This window comes from Kitasatospora sp. NPDC090091 (assembly GCF_044747365.1).
Lineage (GTDB): Bacteria > Actinomycetota > Actinomycetes > Streptomycetales > Streptomycetaceae > Kitasatospora.
On the sequence record NZ_JBIVDY010000024.1, the window covers coordinates 1 to 16997 of the forward strand.

The 16997-nt window shown below is 73.4% G+C and carries 15 protein-coding genes; 6 read left to right on the top strand and 9 right to left on the bottom strand.

Annotated features, from left to right (window positions below; genetic code table 11):
• Positions 1 to 208 precede the first annotated feature (208 nt).
• A complete protein-coding gene (locus ACIPSC_RS31740) occupies positions 209 to 1471 on the bottom strand; it encodes an MFS transporter (protein WP_400830875.1) in 1263 nt (420 codons plus the stop codon).
• Positions 1472 to 1697: 226 nt separating this feature from the next.
• Between ACIPSC_RS31740 and ACIPSC_RS31745 the strand changes: the two genes are divergently transcribed.
• Entirely contained in the window at positions 1698 to 2789 is a 1092-nt protein-coding gene (locus ACIPSC_RS31745) for a VWA domain-containing protein (protein WP_400830879.1), read from the top strand.
• A gap of 18 nt (positions 2790 to 2807) precedes the next feature.
• Here ACIPSC_RS31745 and ACIPSC_RS31750 read toward each other — a convergent pair whose 3' ends face one another.
• Together ACIPSC_RS31750 and ACIPSC_RS31755 are read right to left on the bottom strand one after the other, a co-directional pair.
• Positions 2808 to 3245 (bottom strand): nuclear transport factor 2 family protein, encoded by a 438-nt coding sequence (locus ACIPSC_RS31750; RefSeq protein WP_400830883.1) that lies wholly within the window; start codon positions 3243 to 3245, stop codon positions 2808 to 2810.
• Between the two features lie 131 nt (positions 3246 to 3376).
• On the bottom strand, positions 3377 to 4336 hold the full coding sequence (locus ACIPSC_RS31755) for a GlxA family transcriptional regulator (protein ID WP_400830886.1): 960 nt from the start codon (positions 4334 to 4336) through the stop codon (positions 3377 to 3379).
• A 97-nt stretch (positions 4337 to 4433) separates the two neighbouring features.
• Here ACIPSC_RS31755 and ACIPSC_RS31760 point away from each other — a divergent pair, with 97 nt between their 5' ends.
• On the top strand, positions 4434 to 5003 hold the full coding sequence (locus ACIPSC_RS31760) for a hotdog fold thioesterase (protein WP_400830891.1): 570 nt from the start codon (positions 4434 to 4436) through the stop codon (positions 5001 to 5003).
• Between the two features lie 217 nt (positions 5004 to 5220).
• On the opposite strand, the gene ACIPSC_RS31765 is transcribed toward ACIPSC_RS31760, so the two are convergent.
• The gene (locus tag ACIPSC_RS31765; protein WP_400830894.1) at positions 5221 to 5784 is read right to left on the bottom strand and encodes a TetR/AcrR family transcriptional regulator; all 564 of its coding nucleotides are present in this window, start codon (positions 5782 to 5784) and stop codon (positions 5221 to 5223) included.
• Between the two features lie 131 nt (positions 5785 to 5915).
• Between ACIPSC_RS31765 and ACIPSC_RS31770 the strand changes: the two genes are divergently transcribed.
• Positions 5916 to 6512: a carboxymuconolactone decarboxylase family protein gene (locus ACIPSC_RS31770; protein WP_400830897.1), complete on the top strand. Its 597-nt coding sequence runs from the start codon at positions 5916 to 5918 to the stop codon at positions 6510 to 6512.
• Positions 6509 to 6736, top strand: coding sequence for a hypothetical protein (locus ACIPSC_RS31775; RefSeq protein ID WP_400830901.1), 228 nt, complete (start codon positions 6509 to 6511; stop codon positions 6734 to 6736). The genes ACIPSC_RS31770 and ACIPSC_RS31775 overlap by 4 nt, the downstream gene beginning before the upstream one ends.
• Positions 6737 to 6848: 112 nt before the next feature.
• On the opposite strand, the gene ACIPSC_RS31780 is transcribed toward ACIPSC_RS31775, so the two are convergent.
• Both ACIPSC_RS31780 and ACIPSC_RS31785 read right to left on the bottom strand, forming a co-directional pair.
• Positions 6849 to 10067, bottom strand: coding sequence for a tetratricopeptide repeat protein (locus ACIPSC_RS31780; RefSeq protein ID WP_400830904.1), 3219 nt, complete (start codon positions 10065 to 10067; stop codon positions 6849 to 6851).
• 287 nt (positions 10068 to 10354) lie between these two features.
• Positions 10355 to 10849, bottom strand: a complete 495-nt coding sequence (locus ACIPSC_RS31785; RefSeq protein ID WP_400830908.1) for a hypothetical protein — start codon at positions 10847 to 10849, stop codon at positions 10355 to 10357.
• Between the two features lie 221 nt (positions 10850 to 11070).
• Between ACIPSC_RS31785 and ACIPSC_RS31790 the strand changes: the two genes are divergently transcribed.
• Both ACIPSC_RS31790 and ACIPSC_RS31795 read left to right on the top strand, forming a co-directional pair.
• Positions 11071 to 11718, top strand: coding sequence for an RNA polymerase sigma factor (locus tag ACIPSC_RS31790; protein WP_400830913.1), 648 nt, complete (start codon positions 11071 to 11073; stop codon positions 11716 to 11718).
• On the top strand, positions 11715 to 12854 hold the full coding sequence (locus ACIPSC_RS31795; protein WP_400830915.1) for a CU044_5270 family protein: 1140 nt from the start codon (positions 11715 to 11717) through the stop codon (positions 12852 to 12854). The genes ACIPSC_RS31790 and ACIPSC_RS31795 overlap by 4 nt, the downstream gene beginning before the upstream one ends.
• A gap of 436 nt (positions 12855 to 13290) precedes the next feature.
• Here the strand turns inward: ACIPSC_RS31795 and ACIPSC_RS31800 are convergent, their stop codons facing one another.
• The 3 genes from ACIPSC_RS31800 to ACIPSC_RS31810 all read right to left on the bottom strand — a co-directional run bounded on the left by ACIPSC_RS31800 (position 13291) and on the right by ACIPSC_RS31810 (position 16908).
• Entirely contained in the window at positions 13291 to 14556 is a 1266-nt protein-coding gene (locus ACIPSC_RS31800; protein WP_400830917.1) for a hypothetical protein, read from the bottom strand.
• Between the two features lie 197 nt (positions 14557 to 14753).
• Entirely contained in the window at positions 14754 to 15395 is a 642-nt protein-coding gene (locus ACIPSC_RS31805) for a hypothetical protein (protein WP_400830922.1), read from the bottom strand.
• 40 nt (positions 15396 to 15435) lie between these two features.
• Positions 15436 to 16908 (bottom strand): APC family permease, encoded by a 1473-nt coding sequence (locus ACIPSC_RS31810; protein WP_400830924.1) that lies wholly within the window; start codon positions 16906 to 16908, stop codon positions 15436 to 15438.
• Between the last annotated feature and the right edge of the window lie 89 nt (positions 16909 to 16997).

Below are 16997 nucleotides of genomic sequence, written 5' to 3' on the forward strand. Positions count from 1 at the left end.
TGGGGTGGGAGTGGTCCGCGCCACACGGGTGTGGCTGTGAGGCCGGGCACATCGTCGACGCCGCGTCACGCCCCCGCGTCGGCGTGTGCACGAACGGGTGGCGGGTGACCCGTCCCGGGGTGGCCCGCACCACAGCCCTCACCCAGCGCGCACACCGTCCTCGCTGTCCGTGTCCAACGCGGCCCGTCCGGGCCTCCGGCAGCGGGCTTCACCGTGCCGATGTTGCGCGGGGCGCTTCCGCGCTCGGCTCCGTGGATCGGGTCCGCTCGGCCCATGCGGCCACCGCGGGCCCTGTCGCGCCCAGAACCGCGAAGAAGACGCCGAGCAGGAGCCATCCCGTGTGCCCGAGCGCGAGGACCGCTCCGGTCAGGACCACGGGGGCGAGCGCCTGGCCCGCGTTGAAGCCGATACCGAAGAGGCCCTGGTACTGCCCCTGGGCGTGGTCGGGGGCGAGACCGAAGCCGAGCGCGAAGCCCGCCGACGACTCCCACACCTCTCCGACGCTGTGGATGCACACGGCGAGAACGGCGAGTGCCAGGGCGACCCACGCGGGGACGTCGGCCGTCAGTGCCATCAACGGACAGCTGAGGAGGAACAGCAGCCCGGCGAGGCGGAAGGCCCGGCCGCCCTGCCGCGGGGTCTCCACCTTGGAGCCGAGCCTGCTCTGGAGCAGCACGCAGACGCCGCTGTTGATCGCGTAGACCGCCGCCACGGTCCAGCGCGGTGCGTCGGTGTGGGCGGCGAGCCAGATCGGGAGCAGGAGGGAGACGGTCTGGTACTGCAGGCCCATCGCGCTGTAGAGCGCCACGAAGGACACGTAGGGCCGGTCGGCCAGGACGGACCACTGGCGGTGTTCCTCGGGCCGGGGCAGCGGCCGGTAGTTCGGGACGCCCATGAACGCGATCAGTCCGGCGAGGGCGAAGCTGGCGGCGTTGGCGAGGATCAGCGCGGTGTAGGCGGCGCGGGTGTCGATCTGGATGGCGACGGCCGCACCCAGCGTGCCCACGACGACGCCGAGGTTGTTGAGGGTGCGGAGCCTGGCCCGGAAGGCGGCAGGGCGTTCGCCCCCGACGCGTGCGACCAGTGCGCCGCCCGCGGCGCCGCCCGATGTGGCGGCCAGCCGGTCCAGCGTGGCGACGAGCGTGAACGCGAGCCAGCTGTCGATGCAGACGAAGGCCGCCATGGTGACGGCCTGCAGGGCGAGGGCCGTCAGCCAGACCGCGCGCGGCCCGTACCGGTCGGCCAGGTTCCCCGCCGGTATGCCGGCCGCCAGGCCGCTGAGGCCGGCGATCGTCAGGCCCACTCCCACCTGTGTGGCGGGCAGGTGCACCACGAATGTGAAGTAGAGGACGGCGGCGGTGTTGAAGAGGCCGTTGCCCACCCTGCTGACGAAACTGGCGGTGATCAGAGCTCGCTGCGGACCGGAATCCGACTCGCCGGGTATTCGCTGTACGGATCCCCTCCTGATCATGCCGGTCAGGCTAACACGGGCTCTTCGCGGCTTCGCCGGTACGCCCGCCGCCGCCCTGGCGCATTCCTCCGCCCGTCCGTACCCGCTCCGTCGAAGTGGGAGCCCTCGTCGGCCGTATGACCCCAGGTCAGAGGGGAGTGTCAGTGCCTCGCCATAGTGTGGGGACAACGCTGCAGGGGGCGCCGGAAAGGCGCCGAAAACAGGCGTTGGAATTCGGGGTGGAAGCATGTCTGCGAACAGGATCAACCACAAGGTCAACCACGTCTCGCTCGTGGTCGACAAGTCCGGATCGATGCGCCAGCACGAGTCGCAGCTCGTCCGCGTGGTCGACGAGTTCGTGAAGGGCCTTCAGGAGGAGTCCGACCGGCTCGGTCACGAGACCCGGATCAGCCTCTACGCATTCGACCACGAAGTACAGAACCTCGTCTGGGACATGGACGTCAAGCATCTGCCCTCCCTCAAGGGCCTCTACAAGGTCGACAACGGTGCGACCGCGCTGATCGAGGCCGCCGTGAAGTCCGTCGACGACCTGAAGAACATCTGGGAGGGGTACGGCGAGCACTCCTTCCTCCAGGTCGTCGTCACCGACGGCGCGGAGAACGCCTCCGGCTGCTCGGAGACCGGCACGATGCACACCCGCATGGGCGGCGGCCGGGGCAGCGCCGTCCTGCGCACGTGGATGGACCGCATCCAGAGCGCCATGGACGACCTCCCCGACCACTGGACCTCGGCCATCCTGGTCCCGAACTCCCTGGCCAAGCGCACCGCCCAGGAGTACGGCTTCCCCGCGGGCAACATCGCGATCTGGGACGCGGACTCCAGCAAGGGCGTCGAGGAGGCCATCGGCACCGTCAAGACGGCTGCCACGAGCTTCCTGCGGGGCCGTGAACAGGGTCTGCGCGGCACCAGGAACCTCTTCACCATGGGCCAGGACCTGAACACCGCCGACGTGAAGGCCAGCCTCGACGCCCTGGACACCGGCAAGTACATCCTGGTCCCGGTCGACCAGCAGCTGCCGATCCGCGAGTTCGTCACCAGCGCCGGGCACCCGTACAAGACCGGCTGTGCCTTCTACGAGCTGTCCAAGCGCGAGAAGATCCAGGGCAGGAAGCAGCTCGCCGTGGCGGAGAAGGACCCGGCCACCGGCCGGATGACGGGCAGGGTGTTCTCGGGCCCGGCGGCCCGCCGGCTCCTCGGCCTGCCGGAGTCGGAGGTCACGGTGAAGCCGGGCGAGAACCCGTCGTACACCGTCTTCGTCCAGTCCACGTCCGTCAACCGGAAGCTCGTCCCGGGCACCAAGCTGCTCGTCCTCCTGTAGTCGCCCAAGCGTCCGTCCTCAGAGGGCGAGGGTGCGGGCGACGGCCAGGGTGTCCCAGTAGAAGGGGCGGATCTCGGCGATCAGCCCGTGGCGGACACCGATCAGCTGCATGACCGCGGTCTCCAGCCGGCGGCCGCTCCCGCGCGCGGTCAAGGTGCCTCGGTTGAACACCACCGCCGAATCGTCGTTGATGACGAAGCGCTGCTCCAGGAACTCCAGCGAGGTCCAGTACTCGCTCATCCGGGCCATGAAGCTCTCGATGCCCTCCGGCCCCCGGTACACACCCCCGTAGGGCAGGCTGTCCGCCTGCAGAAGCGTGACGTCCGGGGTCAGGCACCGGGCCAGCTCGTCGAAGGGAGCCCGGCCCGGCCCGCCGGCGGCCAGGTACGCCGCTTCGGCGGCGAAGAACCGGTCGAGAACAGCGCGGACGGTGTGGTGCTCACTCGTTGCAGCCATGCGGCCATCATTGCCGGGCCGGGGCGGAGTTACCGGCGGATATCGGACGGTGAGCCGGCCCGGCGTGCGGTGCGGCGGGCGACCGCCGTTTCGACCGTGCGGATCGGCGCTGGTGGCAGTGACGAGGTGGATCAGGACCGCAGATCGCGCGGGCCGAGGCCGCGGCGGTCGCGGAGGAGGGTGCGCAGCGGGCCAGGGCTCTCGTAGCCGACGCGGCGGGCGACCGCCGCCAGCGGGAGGGACGTGGTGCGGAGCAGGTGTTCGGCCTGTTCGATCCGCAGGTCCTGGACCAGGCGGATCGGTGAGCAGCCCAGCGTGCGGGTCACGGTGCGCTGCAGGGTGCGTTCGCTGACGCCGAGGTGGCGGGCGGCCTCGGCGATCGAGAGCGGCTCGCCGATCCGGGCCCGTACCCACTGCTCGAAGGCGGAGACCAGCGGGTCGTGCCGGGCGAGGGCGCTCGGGATCGTGTAGGCGGCCTGCGAGGCCCGGTCGTCCACCACGAGGTAGCGCCGGACCAGGTCGGCGAGTGCGGGGCTGCGCATGCGCACGATGGCCAGTGCGAGGTCCAGGTGGCTGAAGGCCGCGCCGGCGGTGGTGACGCCGTCGCTGGTCGTCACCATGCGGCTCTCGTCGACGGTCACCCGGCGGTAGCGCTCGCGGAACACCGGGGCGAGCCACCAACTCGTCGTGGCGGTGAGCCCGTCCAGGACGCCCGACTCGGCCAGGAGGAAGGTGCCCGTGCAGGACGTGGCGAGCGGGGTGCGGCGTTCCCTGGCCTCGGCCAGCACCCGGCGGGCCACCCGGTGGGCGGGCGAGCCCACGAGGTCCACCAGCGTCTCCGGCCGCCGCTCCATGAGGGCCGGCACGACGAGGATGTCCGCGTCCTCCGCCTCGCCGACGCTCTCGGTGTCGACGCGGTGGCCGAGCCCGGTGCGCACCAGCCGCCGCACGCCGACCGTGCGGATGTCGAAGCGGGGCGGCCTCGCCCCGGCGAGCTGACCGCTCAGGGCGTTGGCGGAGTGGAGCACGTCGAGGACGGCGGAGAGCCCGGAGTCGAACGCCCCGTCCAGGACGAGTACGGCTGCCTTCATGCCCTCACCCTAGCGGCCTCGGCTGTGTCGGAATCGGTGTGTGAGCTGCCGGTTCCGACACTCCCGGGGCCGGGGTCGGCACTCCTAGGGTCGAGCCATGACCACGTACGACATGACCCCCACCGCCTCGGCGCCCACTGCCCCGGCGCCTACCGCCTCGGCCTCCACCACCTCACCTGGCGTGCACACCCGGACCCACAGCTGGGAGCCCCGCCCCGAGCCGACGCCCGAGATCCTCGGCATGAGCGGGCTGGAGATCCTCCGGGCGGCGATGGACGGGCGGCTGCCCGCCGCCTCGATCATGAGCACGCTGGGCTTCCGGCTGACCGAGGTCGGCGAGGGCCTGGCCGTCTTCGAGGGCGACCCGGGGGAGCACCTGCTCAACCCGATGGGAACGGTCCACGGCGGTTTCCTGGCCACGCTCCTGGACTCGGCGCTCGGCTCCGCGGTGATGAGCCGGCTGCCCGCGGGGACCATGTACACCACCGTCCAGCTGGGCGTGCACATGATCCGGCCGGTCCTGGCGGACACGCCCGCCCTGCGCTGCGAGGGCCGGGCGCTGCACGTCGGCCGTACGACCGCCACCGCCGAGGCCCGCGTCGTCGGCACCCACGACGGCAAGCTCTACGCCCACGGCACGACGACCTGCGCGGTCCTCCGGCCCTGACCGGCGGCGGACCACTCGGCCGACGGAAGCCCCGAGTCGGCCGAGCCCCCGTCGTCACCGGTGTGATCCGGGCCGACCCTCGTCCTGGACCGCCTTCACCACCGGTGGCTGACGGAGAGCAGGCGGACGCCCTTCCCGGCGGACGAGCTCGACCCGCGCCGCGGCCGCGGCGGCCGTCGCTGAGCCGGGCGGCCCGGGGCCGGGCGCGCGGGGGCGGTCAGTCGCGTTCCGCGGCGAGCAGGGCGGCGGCGATGCGGCGGGCCCGCCGGGCGGGTTCGGTGGTGCCCTCGCGGACGGCGGTGACGATCGCGCCGTCGATCAGCAGGACGAGGTGCTGGGCGAGGGCGGCGTGGTCGCGGTAGCCGGCGTCGGTGAGCAGCTGGTCCAGGTAGTCGGTGACGGCGGCCTTGTGCGCGGCCGCGACCCGGTGTGCCGCGCTGTCGCGGTCGGCCGCCTCGACCATGGTGTTCACGAAGGCGCAGCCCCGGAAGTCCTGGCGGGCGAACCGCTCCGCGAGCGCGTCGAAGACGGCGAGCGGGCGCTCCTCGGGCGGTAGGTCGCGGGCGTCCACGCAGTTGCGCAGCCACTCGCGCCAGCGCGTGTCGCGGCCCTGGAGGACGGCCACCACGAGGTCGTCCTTGCTCGCGAAGTGCCGGTAGAAGGACGCCCGGCCCACGCCGGAGACGCTCAGGATGCGGTCGACGCCGACGGCGCGGACGCCCTCCGCGTAGAAGAGGTCCTCGGCGGTGCTGAGGAGTCGGGCTCGGGCCTGGGTTGCCATGGGTTGATGGTACCGATCGGTTCCGACTTTGCGGAACTCCCTTGACGTCAAACAGTACCGGTCGTTACCGTTTTGGAGACGAGAACGACCGGTACCGTTTCGACGGCGCCGGCCACACGAGGGAGGACGTCATGCCGCGCATACCGCAACTCACCCCGGACACCGCCGACGACGGGCAGCGCGAGCTGCTGGAGGCCACCCGCAAGCAGCTCGGCCGAGTACCCAACCTCTACGCCTCGCTGGCGAACGGCCCCGCCGCCCTGCGCGGCTACCTCGCCCTTCGCGACGCGCTGACCGGCGGCGTCCTCGGCGAGCGGCTGCGCGAACAGCTCGCCCTCCTGGTCGCCCAGGAGAACGGCTGCCTCTACTGCGTCTCCGCCCACACCATGCGCGGCGGCCGGCTGCTGAAGATGACCGACGACGAGCTGCTCGCCACCCGCCGAACCGAGGACGCCGACCCGCACGCCCGGGCCGTCCTCCAGATCGCCGCCGCGGTGGTGCGCGAGCACGGCCGGGTGGACGACGAACTGCTCGCCCGCGCCCGCGAGGACGGGGTCACCGACGCGGAGCTCGCCGAGATCGTGGCCCACGTCGCGCTCAACACGCTCTCCAACTACTTCAACCACCTGGCCGAGCCCGACCTCGACTTCCCCGCGGTCGCCTCGATGGACCCGGCGGCGGCGCCTGCCCGGACCCGTTCGACCGCAGACCTGGAGGCAGCACGATGAACGCCCGGCTGAACTGGCGCGAGAACGCCGCCGTCGAACTCGTCCCCGGCTACACCCTCGCCGACGCCGACGGCACCCCGCGGGCCGAGCTGGCCGGCGTCCGCCTCGCGGTCGAGGGCGGCTTCGTCCATATCGTCGTACCGGGGGTCGCCGACACCCAGGTGGTCTCGGCCCCGGCCGTCCGCCGCATCCGCTACCCCCGTCCGGAGCCGACGGACGACTGACGGGCCGACGTGCGGCGGCCGGGATGCCCCCAACGGGGGCGGGGGCATCCCGGCTGTCACCGTTGCTTGCACGCGTCAGCACAGTGACGATCCATCAGGTATCGTCCGGGCCTCACCCGGTCCCGTCCTCCTCCTGCTGGTCGTCCGCTTGCTCGCGCCAGTAGGTGAGGGCCTCACGGGTGTCGTCGATGCCGGGGTGGTCCGTCCCCGGGGCTCGAAGCTGGTCGTCGAGCAGCTCGGCCAGACTCGTCGCGGCGGCCTCCGGATCGCCGGCCCGGCCGATCAGCTCGGCGAGGTCGCGACGGCTGCCGAGGGTGTCGGGATGGGCCGGGCCGAGTTCGCGCTCGTCCGCGGCCAGGAGGTCCACGGCCGCGGCGTGGGCACCGGCGAAGTCCCCGGTCGCCTCACGTGCCGACACGACCAACTGCCAGGTGTCCCGGACGTCGGGGTGGCACGGGCCGAGCACCCGGAGCTGGTCGCCGAGCAGCTCGGTGGCCGCGGCCGCGACTCCCGCCATGTCTCCCGTCTCCAGCAACGCCCCTCCGATGAGCATGCGGGTGAGGAAGACGTCGGTGTGGTCCCGGCCCAGGGTGCGCAGCTGGTCGTCCAGCACCCCGTCCAGCACGGACAACGCCGTCTCGTGGTCACCCGCGGCAGAAGCCCGCTGGGCGACGATGATGCGGGTCAGGAGGGTGTCCTCGTGGTCGCTGCCGAGCCCGTGGGTCTGGTCGTCCAGCACCTCGGCGAGCAGCGCGTCGGGGCCCGGACCGGCCGCCGCCGTGCCGAGCCGAAGGGCCAGCAGTGCCTGGGCCGCCTGTGCCTCCGGGTGGTCCGGGCCGAGGGCGCGGCGCATGTCCGTTACGGCCTCCGCGAAAGCCGGCAGCAGCTCGTCCGTGCCCGTCGCCTCGTCCTGCCACATCACCAGGTAGAGGCGGCAGGTGAGTGATTCGAGGTGGTCCTCGCCCAGCAGTCGGTGCAGCACTGCCAGGAGACCCGCCGCCGTTTCGGCGGCGGCTGCCGGCTCTCCCGCCTCCGTCTGCCACCGGGCGAGGCTGCCCCAGACCATGCGCGTGACCTGGTGGTCGGGGCCCAGGGTCGCTCGGCTGTCGTCGAGCAGCGCGCGGAACGCCGCGGCGGCCGACGACGGATCACCGGCGAGGCCGCCCCATTCGGCGATGTTCACACGCAGTACGAAGCAGTCGGGGTGGTCCTCTCCGACCTTCAGGACCAGCTCCGCCAGGATCTCGGCCGAGGCCTCCGCGGCCCAGGCCGGGTCCCGTTCCTCGGCCTGCCAGCGGATCGTCTGAGCCCGGGCGACCAGGACCCGCGGGTGGCCCTCGCCCAGGATCCGGGCCTGGTCGTGCCACAGGTCGGCGTAGAGCGCGGCGATCTCGGCCGACGGGTGGCCCAACTCCCCTCGGGACGCGACGATGTTGGACCGCAGGGTGAGGACGTCCAGGTGCTCGGGGCCGAGGACCCGTTCGAAGTCCGCCAGCAGCTCGACCGAGGCCGCCTCCGCCCCGGCCACGTCGCCGACCCGGTACCTCCAGTCCGGGAGGGCGGCCCGGCCGAGCAGGGTGTAGGGGTGGTCCGGGCCGAGGACCCTGATCTGGTCCTGCACCAGTTCGGCGACGGCTTCGGCGCCGCCCCGGGTGTCCCCGCTCTCCCAGCGCCATCGGATGAGCGAGCGGCGGGTGGCGAGCGTGTCGAGGTGGTCCGGTCCGTTGAGGCGGAGCCGGTCCGCCAGCAGCTCCGTGAGATCGCGCACCGCGGCTGCGGTGTCGCCGGACATGCCCCGCCAGTACGCGATGTTCGCCCGCATGGTGAGGGTGTCCTCGTGGTCCGGACCCTGCACCCGGGCGGTCTCTGCCAGCAGCTCGGTGGCCGCTGCGACGGATGCCGCGGCGCTCTGGCTCTCGCTGCGCCACCGGAGGACGGCGCCTCGGGCGCTGAGCGTCCTGGGATGGTCCGGCCCGAGGACGCGCATGCGGTCGCGCAGCAGGGCTTCGGCGGCTCCGGCGGCTCCGGAGGTGTCCCCGGCCCGGCCGAGCCAGCCTACGTACTCGCCGCGCAGGCCGAGCGTGTCGACGTGGTCGGGGCCGAGGAGCCGGTGGCCGGTCCGCATCAGACGGTGGCAGTGGTCGCGGGCCGCGGCGACGTGTCCGCTCCGACCGAGACTGTCGCCGACGCGGGACAGGATCGGGTGGGGGCCGGGGGACCAGAGCGCGTCGCCGCCGTGGCGGATCAGGGCTTCGGCGTTGGCTCGCAGCACCTGGGCGAGGTCCGGGTCCGACTCGTTCTCCGGCCACGCGGCCATCAGCGCATCGCCCGCGGTCCGGGCGAGCCGGCCGAAGGCGGTGGGGGCGACCTCGTCGCGGACGGCGCGCTGGATCAGTTGGTGGACACGCACGCACCGGCTCGCGGTCTCGGGCGAGTGCTGGACGAGACTGAGGCGGTGCAGGGCGCGCAGGGCCGCGATGGCCGCCCCGCCCGACGGCTCGTCCCGGTCGGGCGCCGACGGCTCGTCCCGTCCGGCCAGGTGGGCGAGCGCCGGGGGGCTGGTCAGGACTCCGTGGGGGATGCCGTTCGCATCGAGCATGGATGCGAGCTGCAGCATCGGCCGGGCCAGCCCGGCCGGGCGCAGACGGTCGGCCCGCTCGACGGAGATCAGCCAGGCGGCCGCGACGGTGGTGGTCTGATCGTCCGGCAGATGACCGCTCTCGGGCAGGGCGTCGTCGAGCGACGTGGCCCGGTCGGTGAGCAGGCCGCGGTAGGCGGAGCAGTCGAGCCCGGCGTCGACGAGGTACGCTGCGGCCTGTGCGAGCGCGAGCGGCAGATTTCCCATGTCCGCCGCCAGACGGGCGAGTTCGGCCGGATCTTCCTGTCGGCCGTGCACAGCCAGGGCCTCGGTGAGGTAGCCGACGGCCTCGGCCGGGCTGAACAGGCCCATGGGAAGTAGCCGGCGACCGGGCCCGATGAGGTTTGCGTCGCGCCGACGCGTCGTGACCAGGGTGCGGCCGGTCGGAGCGGCGGGCGGCCACAGGCCGCGCAGATCGGCGGGGTCGGCGACGTCGTCCAGCACGATGAGCCAGCGCGCGGGGCCCACCGGCGGGCCGCCGCGGGGCCTGGGCTCCAACCATGCCAGGAAGGCCTCCGCTGCCCCGGGGTCGCCCGGGTCCGTGCCGAGGATCTCGGCCGCCGCGCGCGTGTAGGCGTCGACGACACCCGACCTGGTCGCGGCCGTCACCCAGACCAGCAGGTCCAGGTGGCCCGCCTTGAACGTGCGGCGTGCATGGTCGGCGGCCAGCTGCGTCTTGCCGGTGCCGCCCATGCCGACGATCACTTGGCACGGTACGTGGCCCGGTCCCGCTGCGGCCGCGGTCAACTCCGCGGACTCCGGGCGGTGCTGGAAGCAGTCGGCCGCGCGGGGGACCGTTCCGACCCGGTGCGGCCAGGCGACCGGCCGGGGCGGAGCGGCGTGCAGGTGGTAGGCGACGTGGTCGGCCCGGTAGACGGCGAAGCTCCGGCCGGAGGCGTGGAGGTTCAGACCTCCCGGCAGGTCATCGGTCTCCCCGAACGGGCCGGCTATGGAGATCGGGCTGGTGAACGCCGGTCCGGTCAGCCCCGGGACGGATCCGGCGTGCCAGGGTGGCCGATGCTGACGCCCCCGTGGATGATGGTCGCCGCGACCGAGCCCTCCTCGGCGTGCTGGGAGATGCCGGCCCCAGCGGCCACACCGCCGTCCGCAGCCGACACCGTGGAACCGTCGGCGGACCGGCCGGCCGCCGGCTCGTCACCGCCGAGCACCGTCCGCAGGGCGGCTGCGGCCTGCTCACGCTCGTGCTCGTCGAGGCCTTCGAGAAGCGCCTCGATCCGCGCCTGCCAGCCGGCCTCGGCCCGGATCCGGGCCCGGTCCGGGTCCGCACCGTCCCCGCGCAGGTCCGCAGCAGTCCGGTCCAGTCGCTCCGATTCCGCCTGCTCGCGGTGCGCGTCGCCCCGTCCGAGCCAGGCGGACAGTCGCCCGCGGAATCCTGTCCAGGCGTCGGTTCCGGCTGCCTGCACCACGGCCGCGCCGCCGGCTGCGGCCAACGCGGTGAGACTCTCCGCCAACATGCATCCCCCTGACGCCATTGGTGTGGTGATCCCACGGTAGCGACTGCGGCCTGCCTGCGGAACGGTGGCTGCGCCACGGCTCCCGCAGGACGGCGGCCTGCGGCCGGCGCCGGTGACCGGCAACACGGTGGATCATGGTCCGGAGGCGGGGCGGGCCGGCCGCGGCCGCGGATGTGATGCGGGTCATAGGAACCCGGTGGGGTGTGCGGACAGGGGTGGGCATGGAACTGTCACAACGAGCGCGTCTGCGCGCCGGGGACCAGGATGCGCTCGGGGAGCTCTTCGACGCCCAGGCCCAGGCCGTGTACGGATACGCGCTCCGCACCCTGGGGGACTGGGCGGCGGCGGAGGACGTGGTGTCGCTGACCTTCCTGGAGGCGTGGCGGCTGCGCGAGCGCCTGGAGGCCGGCGACGAGAGCCTGCGGCCGTGGGTGTACGGGATCGCCACCAACGTGCTGCGCAACACCGCGCGGGCGGCCCGCCGGCACCGGGCCGCGATGGCGCGGCTGCCCGAGCGGGAGGCCGCGCCGGACTTCGCCGACGAGCTGGTGACCCGCCTCGACGACAGTGCCCAGCTCGCCGCGGTGCGCCGCGCGCTGGAGAGCCTGCGCCGGTCCGAGCGCGAGGTGTTCCGGCTCTGTGTGTGGATGGGGCTCGACTACGCCTCCGCCGCCGAGGCGCTCGGCATCCCGGCCGGTACCGTCCGCTCCCGCCTGTCGAGGGCGCGGACCCGGCTGAGGTCGCTCACCGAAGCGGAATTGGCGAATCGTCGGGAAGGTCGGGAAAGTCGGGAACTCGCGGTGGCCACCGGACAGGTAGGGGGTGGCGGCCTGGAGGCCGCCCGGTCGATGCAGGGGGACATCCGATGAACGACTCGCAGGAGACGCTCGCCGCCGACCGCCACCGGTTGCTGAGGGAGCACGTGATGAGCGAGATCGCCGCCGAGGCCGCACAGGCCGCACAGACCGCACAGGCGAAGGCGCCGCGGTCGCGGCGCAGGCTGGTGTGGCTGGTGGCGTCGCCGGTCGCGGTGGGGGCGGTCGCCGCGGTGACCCTGGTCGTCCCGGGAGGCCACGAGAGCGGCTCCGGCCCGGCCGGCCCGGGCACGCCGACCGTGTCCGTGTCGTCGGCGGCGACGTCGGCGTCGGCGCCCGCGACGTCGGCGTCGCCGACCGCCCCGGTGTCTCCGACCACATCGGCATCACCATCGCCGGTGGTGTCGCCGACGGACGCCGCCGGCCTGCTGGCGCGGGCGGCCCAGGCCGCCGCGAGCCGCCCGGACCCGCACGCGAGGAGCGGCCAGTTCACCTACCAGCGGCTGCTCATGGACGGGGATCTCGAGTCGCGGCGCGAGCGGAGGATGTGGTTCTCCGTCGACGGCCGCTCCGAGGGCCTGATCGTGGACCCCGGGATGCGCAGTCCGCAGGGCGACGACCGGAACCCGTGGCCCGCGGCACTGAGCAAGGCGGAGGGAGCGCCGAAGGAGGCGAGCTTCTCGACGCAGACGTACGAGTTCCTCGCCTCCCTGCCCACCGATCCGGAACGGCTGCTGCAGGCGCTGCTCGACGCCGACCGCTCCAAGATGGTGGCGGGGATGCCGATGACCAAGGAGCTGCGGTACCAGATCGCCTTCGGTGACGTGCAGATGGCGTTCATGAACGTCACCGCGCCCCCGGCCGTCCGGGCGGCGCTCATGCAGGCGGCCGCCAAGCTCCCCGGCACCTCGGTGGTGGCCGACGAGGTCGACGCGGCGGGCCGGCACGGCGTCGCGGTGGTCGGCATGAACGGCACCATGCGGGTGTCGCTGATCTTCGACACCACTACCGGTGCATTCCTCGGCGTGCGCGAGGTTCTGCTCAAGGACCTCCCGCCGGTCGGCGCCGACGGCCTCCCGCCCGTGGGCGAGCCGTCCCCGGGGGCGAACAAGGGCAAGGGCTACACCCACTCCTCGGCCGTCTTCGAGGCGGGCATCGTCGACCACGCGGGGGACGGGCTCCAGGGCTGATCCGGTGGGGAGCCGGGCTCCGCGCGGGAGGCCGCGCGGAGCCCGGGCTCCGTACGAGCCGGCCACGACCCGGGCCGGGCAGGTGCAGCCGGGGGGCCGCACCTGCCCGGCCCGCCGGCCGTCTCCACACCTCCTTCGCCGGTCTTGCGCATCCGATAGTTGCTCCGCATCCCGACCGGGCACATCGCGCGGAGCCGAGCTCGGTTTGGCATGGGCATGTCCTAGGTGTCTGTGTCTCGCGCCCCGGTCCCGCTGCACTGACACCGCCACCAGGTCCGCGACCACGCCGAAAGCCGGGCGCGGGGGGGGGGGGGGGCCCGGCCCCCCCCCCCCCCCCCCCCCCCCCCCCCCCCCCCCCCCCCCCCCCCCCCCGCGGGGGGGGCGGCGCCCCCCCCCCCCCCCCCCCCCCCCCCCCCCCCCGGCGCGCGTGGGGCGATCAGCCCTCCTGGGCCAGGCTCTTGATCTCCGCGAAGTCCATGCCGAGCTCGTTGAATATCTCGATCTGCGACTCGGTCATGCCGAGGCCGATGAGCTCCTTGACCTGGGCGTCGGTCAGCGGCTTGCCGGGGCCGGGCCTCGCGCCGTCGCCGGGCCGGGTCACGGGGCCGGAGCCGGGGCCGGGGAAGCCGTCCTCGTCCGCCGTGCCGGCGAACGCGAGAACGGTGTTCTGCAGGTCCTTCTCGGAGACCCTCACGGCGCCGGCCGGCGCCTGTACGACCGGGGCGGTCTGGTCGAACGCCAGCTTCACCGGGAACGCCGCACCCGGGCCGGCCCCGGGCTCCAGCTGTGCGAGGTCGAAGGTGGCCGAGGCGAACCGGCCGTCCTTCAGATACAGGTCGACCCCGATCGCCTTGTCGGGCACGTCCGCCGGGGCCGTCGCCGGGAGCTTGCCGAACTGCCCGGGGAACTTCGCGGACAGCGGCTTGACGGCGCCCAGCACCCCGTCGATCAGCTTGCGGGCCGGGGCGCTCATCAGGACGTGCTCGGCGCCGTCCTTCTTCCCCTTGTCCTCGAAGGTGACCGTCCGGGAGAAGACGTCCTTCAACGACTCGGTCAGCTGCTTGGCGGAGTTGGGGTCCAGGGTCGGCCGCCCGGTCGGAGCCGGGGGCCTGGCCGGGCCGGACTTCTTGGCAGAGTCCGCGAGCTCCTGGAGGTCGAGCGCGACCCACTTCCCGGCCAGCACGTCCCTGATCGCGCCCAGCTCGCCGGGCAGTTCCCGGCCGACCTCGTCCACCTGGGCCGGGTCCTCGCCGACCAGCTTCACCAGGCCCTTGGCGTCGGCCCGCAGGTACGCCTTCGCGTCGACCTGGCGGTACTCGAACAGCGCGGTGCCCTTCCGGTCGGCCACCACGTAGGAGGCGCGCAGCGACTTGTCCGGCGCAGCACTGCCGGGGCCGCCGGCGCCCGACGCGTCCTTGAAGGCGCTGCTCTCCCTGAGCGGCTTGTCGGAGGCCATCGCGACGGAGATGTTCAGGCCGGAGAGGGCCTCGGCGCTCCGCGGCTCGATCTCGTCGCCGGTGGCCTTGCCGTACGCGACGATCTGCTCGGGGGACGCCTCCACCGACACCGTCACCCCGGCCGAGGTGCTCGCACCGAGCTTGTCGAAGGCCTTGGAGACCTTCTGGGCGGCCGAGAGCTGCTCGACCGTCCCGCAGGCACTCAGACCCGCGGCGAGGACGGAGGCACTGACGACGACGGGCACGGTGCCGCGCGCGGCCCTGCGGATGACGGCGTTGATGGGAGGACTCCTGTGTCACTGGACCGGTGTGCGGACAGCCCGAACCCGGCACTGCGGCGCCTCCGGCGCCGAGCGACCATTATGGGATCACATTTTCGAAAGGGCTGGTACACGAATTTCCGAGCCACCCCGACCCTCGGTGGCTCCCCGCGACGGCCCGGCTATTCCGGGCGGGCCGGACCTCCGGCGAAGGAGGCGCGGCGGCCCCGGGCGCGGGCCCAGGACCACGCGAGCGTGCCCGTCAGCGCAGCCGCGGCCAGGGCGTAGACCGGGAGCCAGAGCGTGGTCGTGGCGGCGAGGCAGTCGTCGACGGCCTGGTGGCTCGCCCGGTGCTGCGCGTGGTTCAGGGCCTCGCCGTCCTGGGCGGCGAGGCCCCCGAGGGCGGCCGCGGTCTGCAGGCTCTCGTAGCGGCCCGCCTGCACGCACTCCTGACGGGTGCCCGGCATGGGGAACAGCCACTCCCAGCGCTGCATCGCCGGCGCGAGCGCGAGCGCCACGCAGAGGCCCACGACCAGCGAGTAGGCCGCCAGGCTCCAGGCGTAGCCCGGCTGCCGGCCCGGGGGCCGCGGCGGTACCCGGCCGAAGGACAGCACCACGGCGAGGAGCGTGAGGCCGAGGTAGGTGGAGAACCACTGCCACGAGCCCTGCGCGAAGGAGAAGGCCAGCACCACACCGAGCGCCGTCCCCAGCACGCCGGCGTTACCGGCCGCCGCCCGCGCCGCGGCGCCGCCGCCGTCCGTCCGCGCCGCGGCCCCGCCGTCCGCCGGACCACCGCCGGCGCTGCGCGCGTCGTCCCCGGTCACCCGCCCGCTCCCGCCGGCCGTGCCGCGACCGTCCCGGGTGTCACCGGGTGAACGCGCTCTCGTCGCCCGGCTCGGTGTCCAGCGCCGTGCGGTCGAGCGCCAGGGTGCCGAAGAAGAACAGGGCGCCGACGACGAGCAGGCCGACCACGATGACGACGGAGGTGAGCGCCTCGTCCGGCGTCACGAGGACGAAGAGCGCGACCAGGGTCCACACCAGGGCGCAGATCGCGACCGGCAGCTCGAAACGCCCGAGGTCGAACGCCCCGGTCCGGCGGCTCAGCCGGCCGCGTACGGCCAGGTAGAGGACGATGGTCGCGCCGTAGATGACCGCGGGCAGGATCGTCGACGCGGTGATCAGCTTCAGCAGCGCGGTGCCCGGGAGCGCGGCCATCAGGACGACCCCGAGCGCGAGGATCAGCAGCGTCGCCGGGACGGGCGTGCTGGTGCGGCGGTTGACGCGTCGCATCAGCGGATGCCCGGGGAAGCGCGCGTCGCGGGCCATCGCGTAGACCAGCCGCGAGCAGGCGACCATCACCACGACCCCGGCGCCGAAGAACGCGATCGTGATCGCCACCAGCAGCGCCTTCTCGGCCGGCTGCCCCAGACGTTCGCGCATGATGGCCGCGACCGGTGAGCCGTCGGCGCTGATGGCGGGGATGTCCTTGATCGCGACGGTGAGCGTGATCAGGAACAGCAGGCCCAGGACCCCCGCGGCGAGGACCGAGCCGACGATCGCACGCGGCACGCTGCGGTAGGGGTCCTTGGCCTCCTCGGCGAGGTTGGCCGCGGAGTCGAAGCCCACGAGCGTAGCCAGACCCATGATCATCGCGAGCATCAGCCCGCCGCCGACGGCGAAGTAGTCTGGGGCGTCCGCGGCGATGCCGCGCGAGGTCAGGTTGTCGACCGAGCCGTCGCCGGAGACCACCACGGCGATGATCAGGGCGACCGCCACCAGTACCACCAGCGCCAGTTCGAGCCCCACCGCGACCGAGTTGACCAGGCTGACGGCCCGCGTCGAGACGATGGCCAGCACGGCCTGCACGAGAAGCACCACGAGGGTGATGACGCGTGCGGTCTCCTCGTCGGTGGCGATGCCGGCCAGCGGCATGAACGCCTGGCTCGCCAGCGCGTTGTCGATCGCCACCACGGCGATCGCCAGGTAGCAGAAGCCCAGCCAGCCGAACCACCACCCGACCTTCGGGCTGGCCAGCCGCGAGGCCCACTGGTACGAGGAGCCGCTGAGCGGGATGCGCGCCGCGAACTGCGCGACCACCAGGGCCACCAGGACCTGCCCCACGGCCGCGATCACCCAGAGCCAGATCCCGACCGGCCCCGCGGACTGCAGCACGTCGTCGTAGGTGGCGAAGATGCCGACCGCCACCGAGATGAAGGCGAACGAGATCGCGAACACCTGGAACGAGCCGAGCGAGCGCTTCAGCTCCTGTTGGTAACCTCCCAGCTCGACCGCACTCCCGGCCTCCTGCCCGCCGCCGCCCGAAGCCTGCGCCACCATGGCCACCTCACCTTCCCTCGCCCCGCTGTCGCGCGCAGCGCGGCGGCAGGGCCCGACCAGCGTCCCGGCCGCCATCTATGCCACGGCAG